Below are 20,782 nucleotides of genomic sequence, written 5' to 3'. Positions count from 1 at the left end.
AAATGACTGCGGGTCAAGTATCGATAGTTCGAAAGATAGAGTAAACTCGCTATAGATTCTAGGGGCGCTGTTGGCAAAAACGGTGTAGGACGTCCTGTTTGCAATAGTACTTTTCTGTGTCGACAGAAAACCCAGCCCCTGAGACTTTACCTGCAGGGAAACCACACACAAAAAAATAGAGGCAAAATAGAAGATAGTTTTCATTAATTTACTGATTCAGTTTTGCGACCTGTAAATATAGATAAAAATAGATCTCAAACGTGATTATATCCATGTTGAACCTACGGGAAATACTTTTGGGGCTTTATTGGGCTATATAAACACAGCGTTGAGCGTAAACGATCATAGTTAGCATTTTATTGTAAACATTAACCCCGGATTAACTGCATATTAATTCAAGTATTAACCACATTGCCTTACCTTTAGCATCTACTAATCAAAATCTGGATTTTTTGGCTTATTGTAATTTTTAGCGTGCCAGGCTAAACTTTTTTATCTTAAAACAAACCATACAAATTCATGAAAAAAAACATCTTGAAAAATTCTTTTCGAAGAATGCAGTTAAAGCATTTTGCTGTTTTCACAACAATTTGGGTAGTCAATATTGTTTTGGTAACACATTTAAGTGCAGCAGGAATTGCCCCCACTACTGTAACGGGAGAAAATGTTCAGGCCCAAAAAGAAAAATTAACTGGAAGGGTAGTTGATGAATCAGGCAGTCCGCTTCCAGGGGCTACGATTGTAATTGAAGGTTCTTCAGGAGGAGCTATAAGCAATGTGGAAGGGGAATTCTCTATTGACGTACGTAGAGGCGACAAAATTTTGGTGTCGTTTATCGGTATGGAACCCCAAGTAATTGATTACACCGGACAGCAAGATTTAAAAATCATCTTATCGGAAAAGACAGATGAGCTTGATGAAGTTACAGTTGTCGCATTTGGAAAGCAGAAAAAAGAAAGTGTAATCGCATCCATATCAACGATACGCCCCTCAGAGCTAAAGATTCCGGCCAGTAACCTTACGACAGCAATAGCTGGACGAATGCCGGGAATTATCTCTTACCAGCGAAGTGGTGAACCAGGGAAGGATAACGCTGAATTTTTTGTGCGTGGAGTAACCACTTTCGGTTATAAAAAATCACCACTTATTTTAATTGATGGGATTGAGCTGTCAACGACCGATCTTGCCCGCCTCCAACCCGACGATATCGCCAGCTTCTCGATAATGAAAGATGCAACCGCTACCGCTTTATATGGTGCACGTGGTGCAAATGGAGTTATACTTGTTACTACCAAAGAAGGTAAAGAAGGCCCAGCAAAATTAAATATCCGATACGAAAAGTCGATGTCATCCCCTACTCGAATGGTGGACATTGCCGACCCCGTAACTTATATGAAAATGCACAACGAGGCAATTCTGACAAGAGATCCGCTGGGAGGGCGTGCATATTCATTAGAAAAGATAAGAATGACCCAGCAACCCAATAGAAATGAGTTTGTTTATCCTGCCGTTGACTGGTTCGATGAAATGTTTGATGAACAAACAATTAACGACCGGCTCAACTTTAGCCTCAGCGGTGGTGGAAAAGTTGCACGCTACTATTTGGCAAGTACAATAAACACCGACAAAGGGATTTTAAAAGTTGACAAAAAAAATGATTTCAACAACAATGTGGAATTTAACCGGATATCGTTACGTTCAAACGTAAACATAAACGTAACGCCCACCACTGAAGTTATCGTTAGGTTCAATGCAAATTTCGATGACTATGAGGGGCCTTTGGATGGAGGTGAAACATTGTTTCAGAAAGCCCTGCAAACAAACCCGGTTTTATATCCAAAATATTTCGAACCTGATGCAGGGTACCGGCATACCCAACACATACTTTTTGGAAATGCAGGCCAAAATGGCGATTACCTAAATCCCTATGCTGATATGGTAAGAGGGTACAAGGATGAAAGCCGGAGCAACATACTGGCTGTAGTTGAATTAAAACAAGATCTGGAATTTATTACCAAAGGGTTATCTGTACGCGCTTTAGGAAACACAACCCGCGAATCATTTTTTAATGTTAACAGATCATATAACCCGTTTTATTACTCCATCGCCAATTACGATGCCGGAACCGATGAATATTCATTGTTTGAACTAAACCCAAACGAAGGCACCGAGTATCTTGAATACAATGAAGGCGACAAAACAATAACAACATCGTTTTATTTTGAAGGTGCAGCAAACTACAACCGTACTTTTGCCGATAAACATACTGTTACGGGTATGTTGGTTGGAATTATGCGCGAATTGAAACTGGCAAACGCTGGTAATTTGCAGCGATCATTACCATACCGGAACCTTGGCCTATCAGGCCGTTTTACCTATGCATACGATAGCCGCTATTTTGCCGAAATGAATTTCGGGTACAATGGCTCGGAACGATTTGCAGAGAAAGAACGCTTTGGTTTTTTCCCTTCAATGGGACTTGGGTGGATTTTATCCAACGAAAATTTCTGGGAGCCTTTAAGCAGTGTAGTAACCAAATTTAAGCTAAAAGCCACTTATGGCTTAGTGGGTAACGATGCCATTGGCAGCGAAGACGACCGTTTCTTCTATATCTCGCAAGTGAATATGAACGATGGGAACAGGGGAACTACTTTCGGACAAAATTACCTGGAATATATCCCGGGAATAAGCATTTCGAGATACAGTAACGGACAGATTTCGTGGGAAAAAGCAAAAATGACTGATATTGGAATTGAAATTGGCCTGTTTGATAAAATTGACATCCAGGCAGATTATTTCCATGAATACCGGTCAAATATCTTAATGGATCGCTCACAAGTACCATCTTCAATGGGGCTGCAGGTTCCTTTAAGAGCAAATATCGGCGAAGCTTCATCTCAAGGGTTCGAAGCATCAATCGATCTTAAGCACAACTTTAATAAGGACCTTTGGGTTATGGCCCGTGGCAATATTACTTATGCTACCAGTCAATTTGAAGTTTATGAAGAACTCGATTATGTAGGCGCAGGTTTACCGTGGAGATCCAGGGTTGGACAATCACTAAACCAACCTTACGGATATATTGCCGAAAGGCTTTTTGTTGATGAAGCCGACATTGCAAACTCGCCCTTACAAACATTTGGAGAATACATGGCCGGCGATATTAAATACAAAGATATAAACGACGATGGGCGGATAGATGAAAACGACATAGTGCCAATTGGTTACCCAACCGATCCTGAAATAATTTACGGTTTTGGAGCATCAGCCGGTTACAAAGGCTTCGACTTCTCGTTTTTCTTCCAGGGATCAGCACGCTCCTCCTTCTTTATTGATACCTATAATACAGCACCTTTTATAAATGTTCGCGGGGGTGGCGATATTGGAAACAACGCACTATTAAATGTCTGGGCCGACGACCATTGGTCCGAAGACAACAGGAATATTTATGCTGCCTGGCCAAGATTGTCGGACCAAGTGGTAGAAAACAACCAACAACTCAGCACTTGGTTCCTGAAAAATGGCGCTTTCCTCAGGCTAAAATCAGTAGAACTTGGTTATACTGTTCCTCAGCTTAATCTCATAAGTAAGACTGGAATATCTTCAATGCGGTTTTATTTAAGTGGAACCAACCTGCTAACGTTCAGTAGTTTTAAATTGTGGGACATTGAGATGGGCGGAAATGGGTTAGGCTATCCAATACAGAAAGTATTTAACCTAGGTGTAAATGTAAACTTTTAAAACAAAGCTATGAAAAGATATATTTCTATTCTAATCGTATTTTTCTTTGTCGGGTGCGACTCCTATCTCGATATTGTCCCCGACAATGTAGCAACAATCGAAATAGCCTTTAACACTAGGGCTTCAGCCGAACAATTTTTGGCTACCTGCTATAGTTATATTCCCGAACACGCGCACCCCGAACAAAATTTTGCCCTGGTTGCAGGTGACGAAATTTGGTACTACGGCGAACAGGATTTTTACATGAACAACGAAACCAGTCTGAGATTGGCAAAAGGCATGCAAAACAGCCTTAACCCATATTTAAATTATTGGGAAGGCGGACGAGGTGCGTACAATATGTTTGTAAGCATCCGCGATTGTAATATTTTTCTTGAAAGCCTGAAAGATATTCCAGGCCTGGCCTTAAATGAAAAAAACAAGTGGCTTGCTGAAGTTAAAACCTTAAAAGCCTTCTATCATTTCTGGTTAATGCGAATGTATGGTCCCATCCCAATTATGGATAAAAACATCGATGTTGGGGCAAGTTCAGAAGAAACCTATGTAAAACGTAAATCGGTTGACGAGGTGACCAACTACATAGTTGGACTTCTTGACGAAGCCATTAACAGCGAAGCACTACCCGAAAAAATTACTTTTATCCACACCGAAAATGGAAGGCTTACACTTCCGGCGGCCAAAGCGATAAAAGCAAAAGTATTAATGCTGGCAGCCAGTCCTTTGTTTAACGGCAACTCCGATTATGCCGGGTTTACCGACGACGAAGGCAACGAGCTGATAAGCACAACATACAGTCCCGAAAAGTGGGTAGCTGCCAAGGATGCTTGTTTAGATGCCATTCAAACTGCTGAAACTGCCGGCAAAGGCTTGTATGCTTTTACCGATTTGTTGCCTATTGGAACCATAAGCGATGAAGTACGCCAGGAACTTACCCTGCGCGCTACCATAACCGACAGGTTTAACGAAGAACTGATTTTTGGCGTTGGCCCAAATTGGACCCGCGAACTGCAAGATTGGTGCCAGCCACGTTGGACAGGCGACCACAATGCCCAGTTTGGTTCAACTAAAAAATCGCACGCTCCAACACTAAACATGGTCGAAGATTTTTATACCGCCAATGGAGTGCCAATTGATGAAGACCTTAACTGGGATTACGCACAAAGGTACAATACGGTGACTGTACAAGATGAAATGGCCGAAGATCATAAATACAAAATTCAAAATTTCTATACCACCGCAAAACTTCACACCTACCGCGAACCACGATTTTATGCCTATGTTGGCTTCGATGGGGGGAAATGGTTTTCGATGGAGACGGCAGATCCAGAAGATATTCCATATTTAAATGCTAAAGCAGGTCAACCTTCAGGAAAAAGTGGTTTTGAGATTTATTCAATTACCGGGTATTTCACAAAAAAGCTGGTTAATTACGAAAACATTATCACGCAAAATACCATTACCGTAGAAGGCTATACCTTTCCTATCATCCGTATGAGCGATTTGTATTTAATGTACGCAGAGGCCTTAAATGAAGTGAAAAGCAGCCCCGATGCAGATGTATATGAATACATTCAACGAGTACGCCACAAAGCAGGGCTCGACCAGGGCACAGACCTTGTAAGCACTTGGACACAACACTCGAAATTCCCCAATAAACCAACCACCAAAGAAGGGATGCGCGACATTATAAGACAAGAAAGAATGGTGGAACTTGCTTTTGAAGGTCATCGCTACTGGGATTTGCGCCGATGGAAATTGGCGGGCGAATATTTTAATAAACCTATTCGCGGGTGGAATATTTACGCTGCTGCAACAAAAGATTTTTATCAGGTGAAAAACATCTTTTACCGCGATTTTCTCGTAAAAGATTACCTGTGGCCAATAAGCCAAAACGAAATGCTACGCAACCCAAACCTGGTACAAAGCCCGGGCTGGTAAGCTAATAAATCAGAAATAAACTGTTTTAATAACTTTAATAAAACAAAAATGAAATATCATATTATTATATTCTTGTTGGGGATTACATTGTTCTTCGGCTGCGAAGAAGATGAACATAAACCCTACGGATCTGATGGTATAGCACCCGGGCCGGTAACAATCGACAAAGTAATAAATACACCCGGGGGCGCAGTTATATACTTTACTGCCCCTACCGACAACGATGTTTTGTATGTAAAAGCCACTTTTGAAGACAATCTAGGCAACAAACGTGAAGTTAAAACTTCAGCCGTTATGGACTCTCTAAATATTGAAGGCTATGGAGAAATGGGGGAATATCCAGTATCAGTTTATGCTGTTGACCGTGGTGAAAATGTTTCATCAGCTGTTAATATTAGCATATCTCCATTGGAGCCCCCGGTACAATTAATACTGCCGACAATTGTTGGAGAGGTAGATTATGGCGGCATTAAAATTCATTATGAAAATCTCCTGCAGGCTGAGGTTTCATTAAACCTCGTGGCTTACGATTCTATCCAGGATCAAATGGTGTACAGAGAATCGTTTTTCACAAGCCAGCCATCTGGTTTTTATAGCTTTCGTGGGTACAAGAGCGAGAAAACACGCTTTGGGGTATATGTTGAAGACCGTTGGGGCAACCAGTCGGAGACGGTGAATTTTGAAGTAATCCCTATTCCTGATGAGTTTTTGGAGAAAAGTTTGTTTTCGGTGTTTAAAATTTCGGGAGACAAAAGTTTCAACGAATATGGTTTTAATACAAGGCAAATGTGGGATGGCCGTTGGAGCGACCAATGGAATTGCGGGCACACTAACTTCGAGCCACTACCCCACCGCTTAACAATCGACCTGGGAACAACTGCCAAATTAAGCCGCTTTAAACTGTACCAACGTGGTGGATCCGAATTGTACAAACACGGAAACCCAAAACGCTTTAAAATTTATGGCACATTAGACATTAATGAACTTCCGCCATACGACCCGGCTAATCCTAATGCAGGGTGGACTTTGCTTAAAGAGTGCCAGTCGTTTAAACCTTCGGGCTTGCCAATCGGGCAGGTAAATTCTGAAGATATCGAATTCCAGAACAAAGGCGAGGATTTTGAATTTGATGTTGAAAACCTGGTTGAAGTACGATATATCAGGATTGAGAATCTTGAAACCTGGGGCGAACAACAAGTTACTGTTATTGGCGAGCTCTCGTTTTGGGGAGAAATAACCAGTACACAGAATAATTAAATTTTCAAATTATAAGATATGAAAACAAGATTTTCAAATATATACTTATTGGCAGTTCTCCTTATTGTAACCACATTTGGTTGTAGCGATATGGAAACGATCCATGAACAATACCTGCAGGGCGAAAAAATATACGCCGGCAAATTAGATTCCTTAGAAGTACTAACCGGTTACAAAAGGGTGAAAATTATAGGCCTAACCAATTTTCTCGGAAATTCAAACGAATGTACCGTTACCTGGGAAGGCAACTCGAGGGTTTTTCCTATCGGCGCAGAAGTGGGCAACACTTTTGAAATAATTGTCGATAGCCTAGAAGAGAGAAGCTATGAGTTTACCTTGCATACAACCGACGACATGGGGAACCAATCAGTTTCCCAAGCGGCTACCGGAAGGGCTGTTGGTGATATTTTTAAGTCAACCCAATCAACAAGGAGGATTACAGAAATCACCTTTGAAGATGAAAATACCTATGTAAACTGGGCAGATCAGACCGAATCGGAATTTGTACTCTTTACCCAATTGAAGTACGAGAACAACAACGATGAAATGACAAGCGTATTGGTTTCTGACCAAGAGATGAAAACACCATTGGAAAATTGGAAACCTTTAGGGAAAGTCGAAACTCTTTCTGCTGCTATTTCGGGAGAGTTAGGTTTCGACACCATTTATCTCGATCCTGTTGAAAGTCAACTCCCACCACCGCCTTTCAGCTTGCTCGACAAAAGTCTGCATTCTTTGGTGTGGATGCCAAGCGACCTGCCGGGAACAACCAACAACGAACCCAACCAATTTTTATTCGACGGAAGGGGTTGGATCGGTGATTTCGAAAGTTATCACTCTGGAGATAATTCCGGTGGGACACCTGCACACATTACCGTTGATTTAGGTGTTAAAGCAATAGTACGCCAGGTGGAGCTCGGGTTTAGAGAAGGCTTTACCGGAAACAACCCGGTTGAATTCGAATTGTGGGGAATTGACAACATTACAAATGCCGAAACAAACGGCAGCGACGAAAACGAGTTCCTCGACAAAGGATGGGTGAAATTATACCACTCCCCTGTCGATCCGAAGCTACCCGGAGTAAAAGTAGAACTACCGGTGGGACCAAGTGTACGTTACATCAGGTACCGTTGCCTCGGAACAGAATCAGGCAACGAACGCGCACATCAGTTAACTGAAATGACTTTCTGGGGGCAGGACATCCAGCAAATTCCTTTATCTGAAAACGCCATATTAACAGTAAACCACGAGAACCCTGACGGGCCCGATGCCGGAGAAGGATCATTGAAGCTTATTGATGGGGACCTAAACTCGAAGTACTTAATTTTCGACTATCCTGATAAAGCTCCTTTACATATCCAACAAGAACTGCCTCAAGCAGAAATTGCAACCAGGTATACATTAACTTCTGCTAATGATGCACCGGACAGGGATCCAAAAAATTGGATGATATTAGGATCGAATGATGCACAAGACTGGACTGTTTTAGATACGAGAAATGATCATGCCTTCACAGATAGAAATCAAACCTTATCCTTTGATATTCAGTCTGACACTGCTTACAAATACTATGTTTTAGCAGTAACTGCCAACAATGGCGGAGGTCTGTTTCAATTATCGGAATGGACACTGTATAAATAAGATATAAATTCATTGAAGTGATTTTGCGGGGCAATCCCGCGAAATCACTTTTTTACTTTCTCCTTTTTGCTCGAATTTGGCAACCCTCATGGATTACCTTCAGCAAAAAGAAAAGCATAAATTATTTCCTTGCTGAATAAATATTGCAGAATATATTATTGCATTGTGTCGCTTCCGACCGATGTATTTTGAGCTTTGTATCGATGAAATAATGAAATAATAATGAAGAGACAAATTGTGATTTTTTGGGCTGCTTTTTTTATAAGCTATTTAATAGTTGAAGTTAACGCTCAAAAACGACAGCCGGTTGACTATGTGAATACGCTGATGGGGACCGACTCAGAATTCAAACTCTCCAACGGAAATACCTACCCGGCCATCGCTTTGCCCTGGGGAATGAATTTTTGGACCCCACAAACCAATAAAATGGGCGATGGATGGGTTTATGGCTACGATGCCAATAAAATACGCGGCTTCAAACAAACACACCAACCCAGCCCGTGGATTAACGATTATGGCCAGTTTTCACTTTTCCCGATGACCGGCAAGTTGGTTGTTGATGAGCATGAACGCGGAAGTTGGTTCTCGCACAAGGCGGAAACCGCCAAACCACATTACTATAAAGTATACCTGGCCGACTACGACGTGGTGACGGAAATTACTCCTACAGAGCGGGCAGCGATGTTTCGTTTTACCTTTCCGGAAACAGGAGATGCCTACGTTTTGGTTGATGCATTTGATCAGGGATCGTACGTGAAACTAATTCCTTCTGAAAATAAAATTATAGGCTATACCACCCGTAACAGCGGCGGTGTGCCGGATAACTTTAAAAACTACTTTGTGGTGGTTTTTGACAAGCCCTTTGTTACCAGCGATGTTTGGAGCAAAGACAAAGTGGTTAAGGGAAAAAGTGAGTTGGAAGATGAGCATGCTGGTGCAGCCGTTCAGTTTGAGACCCGGAAAGGGGAGAAGGTTCATGCCCGTGTGGCCTCTTCGTTTATCAGCTACGAGCAAGCTGAACGCAACCTGAAGGAACTGGGCAACGACTCTTTTGATGAAGTAAAAGCGAAAGGCGAATCAATTTGGAACAAGGAGCTTTCGCGCATTAAAGTTGAGGGCGGCACGGATGACCAAATCAAAACGTTTTATTCTGCTTTATACCGGGTGTTGCTTTTCCCCCGCAAGTTTTACGAGTACGATGCCAATGGCGAGGTGGTACACTATAGTCCTTACAATGGCGAAGTGTTGCCAGGATATATGTTCACCGACAATGGTTTTTGGGATACTTTCCGGGCTGTATTTCCTTTTTTCAACCTGATGTATCCTTCGTTGAATGAAAAGATACAGGAAGGTCTGGCCAATACCTACAAGGAAAGTGGCTTTTTGCCTGAGTGGGCAAGCCCCGGTCATCGCGATTGCATGATTGGTTCCAACTCGGCTACCATTGTGGCAGATGCTTATTTGAAAGGTGCCCGTGGCTACGACATCGATGCCTTGTGGGACGCGGTGGTTAAGAACACCACGCATGAGGGGCCACTTCATTCTGTTGGCCGCTATGGCGTTGATTACTACAATGAATTGGGATATGTACCATATGATGCTGGTATCAATGAGAATGTTGCCCGCACACTCGAATATGCTTTTGCAGACTTTTGTGTGTACAAACTCGGTAAAGCACTAGGCAAACCGGAAAGCGAGATTGAGATTTTTGCTAAACGCTCCATGAACTATAAAAATGTATTCGATAAGGAAAGTAGCCTGATGCGTGGACGCAACGAGGATGGTTCGTTTCAGTCACCATTTAGTCCATTTAAATGGGGCGACGCCTTTACCGAAGGAAATAGCTGGCACTACACCTGGTCGGTTTTCCACGACATGCAAGGATTGATTGATCTGATGGGTGGTAAAAAGGAATTTACCACCATGCTCGATTCTGTTTTTGTGGTTCCTCCAATCTTTGATGATTCGTATTATGGTCAGGTGATTCATGAAATCCGCGAGATGCAGATCATGAATATGGGCAACTACGCGCATGGCAATCAGCCCATTCAGCATATGATTTACCTGTACAACTATGCCGGACAGCCTTGGAAAACGCAGCACTGGGTGCGCGAGGTGATGGATCGTCTGTATACGCCTCAGGCGGATGGCTATTGCGGTGATGAGGACAATGGGCAAACATCGGCCTGGTATGTGTTTAGTGCGATGGGCTTTTACCCGGTGGCACCGGCAACTCCGGAATATGTAATTGGAGCACCGCTATTTAAGAAGATTACGGTGAGCCTTGAAAACGGAAAGACAATTGAAATAAGTGCTCCCGAAAATAGTGCCGATAACCGATACATTCAATCCATCAAGCTGAACGGAAAATCGTACAGCAAGAACTATTTTAATTACGATGAATTGATGAACGGAGCCACAATCAATTTTGAGATGGGTGAAAAAGCCAACAAAAAACGTGGAACCAGCGAAGCTGACTTCCCCTATTCATTTTCAAACGAAAAGTAAATAACAGGATATAGGCTACCAGTATAGTTCCATTAGCTGTCCTACCAATGTTAAAGTCAATGATTCTTTCAAATAAGTATTTCATGTTTTTTGTCCTGTTTTGGCTAGTTTGTGCATGCCAAAACAACAAACCTGCAGCCTTCCAAAATAAAAACACAAGCGACTATTGGTGGCCAAAACAACCTTCGCCAAAAGGAATTATTGTGTGTGAAAAAGGTACTTCACATGGAGAACTGGCCCTTGCTCATTCTCTCTCCGGTCTTGTGGCACAAGCTCAAAAAAGAGGTTTGACAGACGAGCTAATCTGGATGGAATCCGGAGGAGAATATGCTAACTGGTATAAAAAAGCGGTCGTGCGTTTGAACACTGAGGAAAGGGGACAGTTGGATGTTTGGGAATTACTTGACCGCTACAAAAATAGCGGGATTATTAAAGGGTATATTCTTTACAAGGAAGAGCCCCGGGAAAACTGGTCCCCCGACATGGATTTTTCGTACAATATTGCCGTTTCTTATGCAGGGGTAAAACAAGCTCTTGCTGTTGAAGAAAAACAAAAAAGCAAGTTGGATGCACTGGGGATCCCAATGCTGCTTGATGCAAGACCGATTTCAAGAAAGCATTATTTCGATGACTTAAAAGACGATTTGGATAACAAAATGGTAGTAACCATGTCCCCCCACTTCCATAACAATACAGACTTGGCCATAGCAAACAAGGCAATAGTTACCTATGGAACTGATCGTACAACCGAAAAAATAATGGAATGGGCAAACCCTGTTTCGCCGGTTGTCGGCTGGAACCATGGAAACGAAGATGATTTTACCGGGCTGCCAACCAAATACGCCCTGTTCAATACGGCCAGCGATTGGTGTTCCAATTTAATAACACTGTCTGCCGGGGCTGAAACAGCAAGTTTTACAAAGATTAAAACACTTGATCCTCGAACAATTAACTTCGACGAAGGCAATCATTTTCACAGCTTCATAATGAGCGATGGCGACAATATGCAGTGGAGCATTGGGGCTTTTATAAAAAATAAGGATTATTGGGGGAGCCCCTTACATGGTGAATTCCCAATCGGTTTTACATCGTGCCCGATAAATTTATCGATGATGGCACCTGATGTGCTCGATGAAATGGCAAAAACACAAGCCCCGCATACTACGGTGATCGAATATGGTGGCGGCTATCAATACCCCGATCATTTTGCCAGCAAAAAAGGCAGGGAGCAGGAACAAATACAGCGTGAATTTGCCCGGAAAATTAACATTCATTTAAAACGCACCGGTGTAAAGGTATTTGGATTTATCTGTATGGACGTAAATTCTCGCGAAGCTTTAAAAGCCTATAAAATATATGCCGAAGAATTGGAAGATATTGTTGGAATTATTGCCGTACAATATGCCCCATACCACGGAGGAAATGGAGAAGTATTTTGGCAAAAAAACAGAAATGGCATTGAAATACCGGTAGTCACAGCCAAATATTCACTGTGGCAGGGATTGCAATACGAAGGTGGCGGCGATATTGAAAAGGTATCCGACTGCATTAACAACCATGCTTCTGAAAATGAAGAAACAATGGATTGGACAGTTGTTCATGCCTGGTCTAGATTTGAAAACCCTGAAAGTTCGGGCGAATTTGCACGTGGCGTGAAACCAGTGAGCTGGAGCATCAACCGGCTCAACAAAGAAATAAAGGTGGTTTCGCCTGAAGAGCTGTTGTGGCGAATTAGGATGAAACACAACAAAACTGAAACCCTTCAAATAATCAATCAAAATAAATAAACATGAAAAAAATATTTTTTGGCATTTTAGCACTGCTCGTATTTTCATGTGTATCCGCCACTTCTCAAAATTATGCAAAGCTGGTTGATACAAAAATTGGGAGCGAAGGAAGTGGTTTAGGCTGCGGATACAATTATATTGGTGCAAGTTATCCGTTTGGGATGGTTCAGTTTACACCCAGTTTTTTCTCTCCACAAAGGGGCTTTGTTATTACACAGCTAAGTGGTGCCGGGTGCTCAAACATGGGAAATTTCCCGGTTCTTCCCCTTGCCGGCAGTTTAAAACACTCGCCAAACAACATGGACCGGTACCCCAAATTCGAAAACATTAACGACGCACACGCCGGTTATCTTTCGGTTGAAATGAAAGACAAAAGCAAGGCGGAACTTACCGTAAACGAGCGGTCGGGAATAGCAAAGTTTTGTTTTGATGACAATGAAGGGACCGTGATAATTGGCGCGGGGGTGAATTCAACTTTTGTTACCAATGCCCGCGTGCAAATTACCTCCGATTATAGCTGCGAAGGTTTTTCGGAAGGGGGCGAATTTTGTGGAACCGATACAAATTACCGCATTTATTTTGCCGCCGAATTTAACCGCCCGGCAAAAAAACGCGGTACTTGGATAAAACATGCCCTTTTAGAGTCGGTTGATTATGCCTACGGCGAAAACTCCGGTGCCTATTTTACTTTCGACACCAAAGAAAACGAAGAAGTAACTTACCGCATTGCCATATCTTTTGTTTCTGTTGAAAATGCAAAACAAAACCTCGAAGCAGCCGGGTTGCACGATACTTTTGAGGAATACCGCGCTGCAGCAGAAAAGAGCTGGAACGAAAACCTGGGTAAAATTGCGGTAACAACTGACAATGAAGACCGGAAAGTACAGTTTTACACGCACCTGTACCACTCCTTAATTCATCCAAATATTGTAAGCGATGTAAATGGCGAATACATGGGCGCCGATTATAAAGTACACAAAACCGAAGAGGGACGCGATTTTTACAGTTCGTTTAGTGTTTGGGACACTTACCGTACCCAGGCGCAATTGCTTGCCATGTTGTACCCAAAAGAAAGTAGCGACATGATGCAATCCCTGATTGATTTTGCCGACCAATGTGGTGGCTACGGGCGATGGATTCTTGCAAATATTGAAACGGGGATTATGCAAGGAGATGCAACACCAACCTTAATTTCTAATTCGTACGCCTTTGGGGCAACGAATTTTGATGTAGAAAAAGCCTATAAATACATGAAACGGGGAGCAACAATTCCCCTGCTCCGCTCGCAGGAACACGAAATCCGTCCGCACCTCGCCGAATACATTAAAGTGGGGCTGGCTCCAGCATCGATGCTTCTGGAATATGCAAGCTCGGATTACGCCATTGGGCAATTTGCCAAAAAAGCCCTGGGAAATACCGACGATGCGTTGTTTTTTACGGACCGCGCGCAAAACTGGAAAAACCTGTATAACCCCGAGCAAAATTGGCTGCAATCGAGACATGCCAACGGAAAGTGGAAAAAAATTCACGACGATTGGCGCGAAAGCACCTACAAAAATTACTTTTGGATGGTCCCGTTTAACCTCGAATGTTTAATAGATACCATGGGCGGGAAAGATGCGGCTGAACAACGCCTCGACATACTTTTTAAACGCCTCGATGCCGGATACGATGACGATTGGTTTGCAGCAGGCAACGAGCCCGACTTCCAGGTGCCTTGGATTTACAACTGGACAAATTCTCCCTATAAAACATCGGAAGTAATTCATCGAATATTAACTGAAATGTACAGTAGTAAACCTTTTGGTTTACCTGGAAACGATGATTTGGGGACAATGGGCGCATGGTATGTATTTGCGTCAATTGGAATTTACCCGATGATTCCCGGGGTTGGAGTTTTTTCAATTAATGCTCCACAATTCAAAGAGGTTAAAATTGACTTCCCCGAAGGAGAGTTAGTAATTACGGGAGGTAGTGTAGAGAAGCATTATATACAAACGTTAAAGTTAAACGGAGAAAATTATAAATCGAGTTGGATAGATTGGAAGGATCTAAAAAATGGAGCAATGTTGGACTTTAAAACCTCAAAAAAAGTTCAAAAAAATTGGGGCTTATTAAATTGATTCTTCTAAAAATACACGTCGTGCACAATAAGATTTTTACAATACTGCTGATACTTGTGTCTATTGCATTTAATTTCAATGGTCAGGCGCAAACGTTGCACGAATTCGGCACATCAAATTTACCGATAGTGGTAATTAATGTAAGTGGTGTTGAAATACCTGACGATCCAAAAATCAAAGGGAAGATGGGTATTATTTGGAATGGAGATGGCAAAACAAATTCGAGCAGCGATACTTTTAATGATTTCGATGGTGATATTTCCATTGAAAAAAGAGGTTCTTCTTCGCAAATGTTTCCTAAAAAATCATATGGTCTCGAGTTGCAAGACCAAATGGGTCAGGGAGTCAGCAGTTCATTATTAGGAATGCCAAGCGAAGAAGATTGGATTTTATATGCCCCCTATTCCGATAAAACCCTTATAAGAAACGTTTTAACCTTTACCCTCGGTGCATCAATGGTGCACTACACGCCCCGTTGCAGGTTTGTAGAGCTGTTTATCGACATCCAGTACAAAGGGGTTTATGTACTGATGGAAAAAATAAAACGCGATAGAAACCGGGTTGACATAGCAAAGCTGGAACCCGCCGAGGTAGCTGCTGAAGACATATCAGGCGGGTATATTATTAAAATAGACAAAACAACAGGCAGTGGCGGAGAAGGTTGGCATTCGGATTATTACAACTACTACAATTCGGGAAAAACGTATTATCAGTACGAATATCCAAAACAAGAAAACATAAACCAGGTACAAAAAGAATATATACAGGAATATGTGCAGCTTTTTGAAAAATCGCTGCGCGAAAAAAACTTCGATGCCGCCAATGGTTTTCTGGAATTGGCCAACGAGCAAAGTTTTATCGATTATTTTATCATGACCGAACTGTCGAAAAATGTTGATGGCTACCGCTTAAGCACATTCTTGTACAAAGACAAAAACGAACGGCTAAACATTGGTCCGCTGTGGGATTACAATCTCGCTTACGGAAATGCAAATTACTACAATGGTGCAGCACACAGCGGATACCAATACCTGTCCGACCTGGGTGGAGACGCCAACCAAGTACCATTTTGGTGGCGGGTTTTACTCGAAAACGACGGGTTCAAAAGCAAAGTTAAAGGCCGTTGGGACGAACTTCGTGCAACCCATTTCTCGGACCAACGTATTGAATTTGTAACCGACAGCCTTGTTGGGCTATTGGCACAAGCCCAAACCCGGAACTTTAACAAATGGCCGGTTATTGGTCAACACGTGTGGCCCAATGCTTATGTTGGGCACAGTTACATGTCAGAAGTAAATTGGATGAAAAATTGGCTCAGCAGCCGGATAAACTGGCTCGATGGCGAGATTAACGATTTCCCGGTGGGTGTTGAAACGCCTTTTGCAACAAACGTAGTTTCAGCTTATCCCAACCCGTTTACCAACAAAATTAGTTTTACAATAAACCCGACAATTAATGGTAATTTAACGGTGTACATATACAACACATTGGGCGTTAACATTCTCCGAAAAGAAATTAACGGCTCGCAAAACACGGTTTCGGGAGCAGTGCTTGCTTCGCTGCCCAGCGGGATTTACATTGTTAAAGTGGAGTACCGAGACCAAACTATCCTATCAAAAAAATTAATAAAATGAAACAATTTAAAACACAACTTTTTATCTTAGTCTGTTTGCTTATTATTGGCGGCAATCAAAAAGCAAATGCACAAAAAACTCCGGTAGATTATGTAAACCCTTATATGGGCAACATAAGCCACATGCTGGTACCTACCTTCCCTATGGTACATTTGCCAAACAGCATGTTGCGCATTAGGCCCGAGCGCGGAAGTTATACCGAAAGTAATATCCATGGATTACAGGTGTTTACACCAACACATCGCGGAGGTTCGGTTTTTCGTATTAGCCCCTTTCAGGGCAATATTAACGGGCTGCATCCAATTATCAGCTCTACCTTCGATAACGAACAGGTAAAACCCTATCACTATTCGGTTTATTTAGACCAACTGGGTGTTGGCGTTGAATTTGCTCCATCGAGCCAATCAGCCATCTACGAATTGTCATTTGAAGGGAATGACGAAAGTTTTATCGTTTTTCATTCAGGAAGAGGAAGTTTAAATTATGATGGTGAAGCCATCTCCGGCATGCAGTATTTGGGGCACCAAACAAATGTTTACTGGTATCTTGAAACAGACGAAAAACCAATAAAAAAGGGTTATTTGTCAGGTGACAAGACTGTTTTCGAACAAAATACAATTGAAAACAAAGCCAATATTGTCCTTGGTTTTGGTACAGGGAATAAAAAAATTAAAGCCCGCTACGGTATTTCGTTTATTAGTGTTGAACAGGCAAAAAGAAACCTACAACGAGAAATAACAGACTACGATTTGCAAAACCTTGCAAAAAAAGGACGTGAAATTTGGAATAATTCCTTGGGCAAAATTATGGTGAAAGGTGGCAGTGAAGACCAAAAAACGGTTTTTTATACTTCGCTCTACCGCACCTATGAACGTATGATAAATATTTCTGAAGACGGAAAATACTGGAGCGGAGCCGACAAGCAGATACACAACGATAACGGCGAACCTTTTTACGTTGATGACTGGGTGTGGGACACGTATTTGGCAACCCATCCCCTACGGACAATTATTGAGACAAACATGCAGGCAAACATTCTTAGTTCTTACATTCGTATGTCACAGCAAAACAAGGAAGGGTGGATGCCCACCTTCCCTGAAGTTACCCACGACAGCCACCGAATGAACGGAAATCATGGAGTAGCGCTTTTTGCCGATGCTGCCAACAAAGGGATCTATTTCGACATGGAAGCCGCCTACGAGGCCTGCAAACGATCGATTTTGGAAGAAACCCACGCCCCGTGGACACGCCGACCAGCAGGAGAATTCGACCAGTATTATAAGGACCACGGTTATTTCCCTGCCTTGCACGAAGGCGAAAAGGAAACGCTCGATGGTATTCATGGTGGTGAGAAAAGACAATCGGTTGCCGTAACGCTTGGTGCAAGTTACGATGATTATTGCATGGCGGTATTAGCTCAAAAACTTGGAAAGAATGATGATTACAATTACTTCAGGGACCGCTCGTTCAACTACCGCAACCTTTTCAATAGGGAAACCAGCTTTTTTCACCCCAAAGACAGCAACGGTAAATTTATCGAACCGTTTAATTATAAACATTCGGGCGGCTTGGGCGCACGCGACTATTATGATGAGAATAATGGCTGGACATTTCGCTGGGACGTGAAACACAATGTGAAAGACCTTATTGATCTAATGGGGGGCAATGACAAGTTTTGCAATAATCTCGATCAACTTTTTAACGAAGATCTTGGAATGATAAAGTGGGATTTTGTGGGCTTGCTTCCTGATCAAACCGGTAATGTTGGCCAATTCTCCATGGGTAACGAACCATCTTTCCACATCCCTTATTTGTACAACTATGCAGGGCGTCCATGGGAAACCCAAAAACGAGTCCGCACCCTACTCGACCAGTGGTTTCGTAACGACCTTATGGGTGTTCCTGGCGATGAAGACGGTGGCGGAATGTCGGCATTTGTCGTCTTCTCCGCTATGGGATTTTATCCCGTTACTCCCGGAAATCCCACCTACAACATTGGCAGCCCCATATTTTCAGAGATTGAAATTACCTTGGAAAATGGAAAAACATTTTGGGTAGTTGCCAACAACTGCTCCAGGGAAAACAAATACATACAATCGGCAGAACTAAACGGAAAACCATACAACAAAACCTGGTTTTCGCACAATGCAATAATGAACGGCGGAAAACTGGTTTTGAAAATGGGAGATAAAGCAAATAAACAATGGGGGGTTGAACAGAGTTCGGCACCTTTTCCCCTATCGGAGTGACGCGGGTTTAGAATCTGAAATTTCCCAGGTCCACGCAAGCACTATCTCATAAACTGTGTAAACGAAAATACCGGGGGTTGTAACCCCCGGTATTTTTTTGTTTAATTTTAAATTTTACACAGTAATGAAGAAAGAAGATTTATTAACCAAACGGTGATTTCCTTGAGCAGTTTAAGTCAGGGAAAGAACTCAATGATTTTTTAAAACAACTCCAGAAGCGAGGCAGTGAGAAGATGCTTGAAGGCGAACTCAGCGACCATTTAGGTTATGACAAAAACCAAAAGTCGGATAATTCCAATGCCCGCAATGGTTGTTCTGAGAAGAAAGTCTGCACCTCGATAGGCAAATCCAACATCCAGGTTCCGCACGACCGTGATGCTTCGTTTAATCCAATGATTATCCCTAAAAGAGGGAATATGGTGATGACTTGGAGAACATCATTGTTTCGTTCTATGGTAAAGGAATGAGCAATAGTGATATTGAAGAACAAATCCGTGAGCTTTATGGCTTTGAGGTTTCCACATCTACCATATCAAGGATTACCGATACCATTACCAACGATTTTGTAGCCTGGCAGTGCAGCCCGTTGGAATCGCTGTACACCATTGTCTGGCTGGATGCCATGCATTACAAGGTCCGCGACGAAGGGCGTGTTGTGAGCCGTGCGGTTTATAATGTTTTGGCCATCAATCGTGAAGGCCGGAAAGAACTGATCGGGATGTATGTTTCCGAGAGCGAAGGGGCCAACTTCTGGCTGAGTGTTCTAACCGACCTGAAAGCCCGCGGGGTTCAGGATATCCTGATTGCCTGCATTGATAACCTGAATGGTTTTGCAGAAGCCATTGCCAGTACCTTCCCCAAGGTTGAAATCCAGTCCTGCATCGTTCACCAGATCCGGAATTCGCTTAAATATGTGGCCTCAAAAGACCCGAAGCTTTTTATGAAGTACCTGAAGAAGGTATACCAGGCGGTCAATAAAAGCCAGACAGAAACACAACTGATCAACCTGGAAGAAAAGTGGGGGCACAAATACCCGGTAGTTATCAAATCCTGGAATACAAACTGGGAAAAGCTATCAAATTATTTTCAGTACGATGAACGGATCCGTAAGCTGATTTACACCACTAATCCTGTGGAAGGTTTTCACCGTCAGGTCAGAAAAGTAACCAAAACAAAAGGGGCTTTCCCCAATGACATGGCCCTTTTGAAACTGATCTACCTGCCTACCGAAAACATTGCAAAAAGTGGACCCAACCGCCTCAGAACTGGAGTCTTACCGTCCAGCAACTTTGCATCAAATTTGGTGACCGGATGAAAATAGACTTCTGACCTTTTTTAATCTTTAAAAGAAAAGCCAGGATTTAAAACCTGCCAAGAGTAATACAAGCGGCTTCGTGCCTGCGCCGCCCTTGACAGAACTCAAATCCCAATCAAAAAAGCTCTTACGATTGGAAAATTGAATTAAATTTGCATGAAAGAAAAAAATCAGACAGAGTTTAGATTACACTCCCATATTTAGACTTGGGCCTTAAACATACTATGAATGAATCTATTTCTATTGGTGGGGTTTTCTTTGGGTTCTTCAACAGGAGCTTTTTTGGGAAGAATGTAAGGCAGTAGCTTAATGATGAATTCAGCCTTCTCTTTAGGTTCTAACTTATTCAAAATAGTTGGTAAGTGTTCAATTTCCTTGGCGACGAGTTGGCCTATCATTTCCTTCACCGTACCTGTCAACTTATTTGAAGTACCTTTTTGCCGCCCACCTGTTTTTATTCCTTTAGCCATTTTGTCGTCTATTTTTATCTATTTTAGATAAAAATATCATCTTGATATATAAATATCAAACATTTAGCCAACAATATCTTAACAGGAAAACAAAGAGCCACTAACAGAAAATATGAAAT

General features: G+C 42.3%; 10 protein-coding genes and 1 pseudogene. 10 read left to right on the top strand and 1 reads right to left on the bottom strand.

What is annotated here, in order from left to right; genetic code table 11:
• Nucleotides 1-519 precede the first annotated feature (519 nt).
• The 10 genes and pseudogenes from ACUNWA_RS00505 to ACUNWA_RS00460 form a co-directional block, all read left to right on the top strand.
• On the top strand, nt 520-3,741 hold the full coding sequence (locus ACUNWA_RS00505; RefSeq protein WP_445589910.1) for a SusC/RagA family TonB-linked outer membrane protein: 3,222 nt from the start codon (nt 520-522) through the stop codon (nt 3,739-3,741).
• Nucleotides 3,742-3,750: 9 nt separating this feature from the next.
• Nucleotides 3,751-5,679, top strand: coding sequence for a RagB/SusD family nutrient uptake outer membrane protein (locus tag ACUNWA_RS00500; RefSeq protein ID WP_445589909.1), 1,929 nt, complete (start codon nt 3,751-3,753; stop codon nt 5,677-5,679).
• A 48-nt stretch (nt 5,680-5,727) separates the two neighbouring features.
• Complete coding sequence (locus ACUNWA_RS00495; protein ID WP_445589908.1) at nt 5,728-6,936, top strand: DUF5000 domain-containing lipoprotein; 1,209 nt, start codon at nt 5,728-5,730, stop codon at nt 6,934-6,936.
• Between the two features lie 18 nt (nt 6,937-6,954).
• Nucleotides 6,955-8,577, top strand: coding sequence for a DUF4998 domain-containing protein (locus ACUNWA_RS00490; RefSeq protein WP_445589907.1), 1,623 nt, complete (start codon nt 6,955-6,957; stop codon nt 8,575-8,577).
• A 222-nt stretch (nt 8,578-8,799) separates the two neighbouring features.
• Nucleotides 8,800-11,085 (top strand): GH92 family glycosyl hydrolase, encoded by a 2,286-nt coding sequence (locus tag ACUNWA_RS00485; RefSeq protein ID WP_445589906.1) that lies wholly within the window; start codon nt 8,800-8,802, stop codon nt 11,083-11,085.
• A gap of 83 nt (nt 11,086-11,168) precedes the next feature.
• Nucleotides 11,169-12,872 carry a hypothetical protein gene (locus tag ACUNWA_RS00480; RefSeq protein ID WP_445589905.1) on the top strand — a complete coding sequence of 568 codons (1,704 nt, stop codon included), beginning with the start codon at nt 11,169-11,171 and terminating at the stop codon, nt 12,870-12,872.
• A gap of 2 nt (nt 12,873-12,874) precedes the next feature.
• On the top strand, nt 12,875-14,995 hold the full coding sequence (locus ACUNWA_RS00475) for a GH92 family glycosyl hydrolase (protein ID WP_445589904.1): 2,121 nt from the start codon (nt 12,875-12,877) through the stop codon (nt 14,993-14,995).
• 20 nt (nt 14,996-15,015) lie between these two features.
• Nucleotides 15,016-16,629, top strand: a complete 1,614-nt coding sequence (locus ACUNWA_RS00470) for a CotH kinase family protein (RefSeq protein WP_445589903.1) — start codon at nt 15,016-15,018, stop codon at nt 16,627-16,629.
• A complete protein-coding gene (locus ACUNWA_RS00465; RefSeq protein ID WP_445589902.1) occupies nt 16,626-18,878 on the top strand; it encodes a GH92 family glycosyl hydrolase in 2,253 nt (750 codons plus the stop codon). The genes ACUNWA_RS00470 and ACUNWA_RS00465 overlap by 4 nt, the downstream gene beginning before the upstream one ends.
• A 161-nt stretch (nt 18,879-19,039) precedes the next feature.
• Nucleotides 19,040-20,207, top strand: a pseudogene (locus tag ACUNWA_RS00460) (IS256 family transposase); the annotation flags it as partial.
• A 186-nt stretch (nt 20,208-20,393) separates the two neighbouring features.
• Here ACUNWA_RS00460 and ACUNWA_RS00455 read toward each other — a convergent pair.
• Nucleotides 20,394-20,663, bottom strand: a complete 270-nt coding sequence (locus ACUNWA_RS00455; protein ID WP_445589901.1) for a hypothetical protein — start codon at nt 20,661-20,663, stop codon at nt 20,394-20,396.
• Nucleotides 20,664-20,782 lie beyond the last annotated feature (119 nt).

Source organism: Sunxiuqinia sp. sy24, from assembly GCF_052677165.1.
Note: the sequence above shows the minus strand (reverse complement) of the source record. Positions and strands in the feature narration are given on the sequence as shown.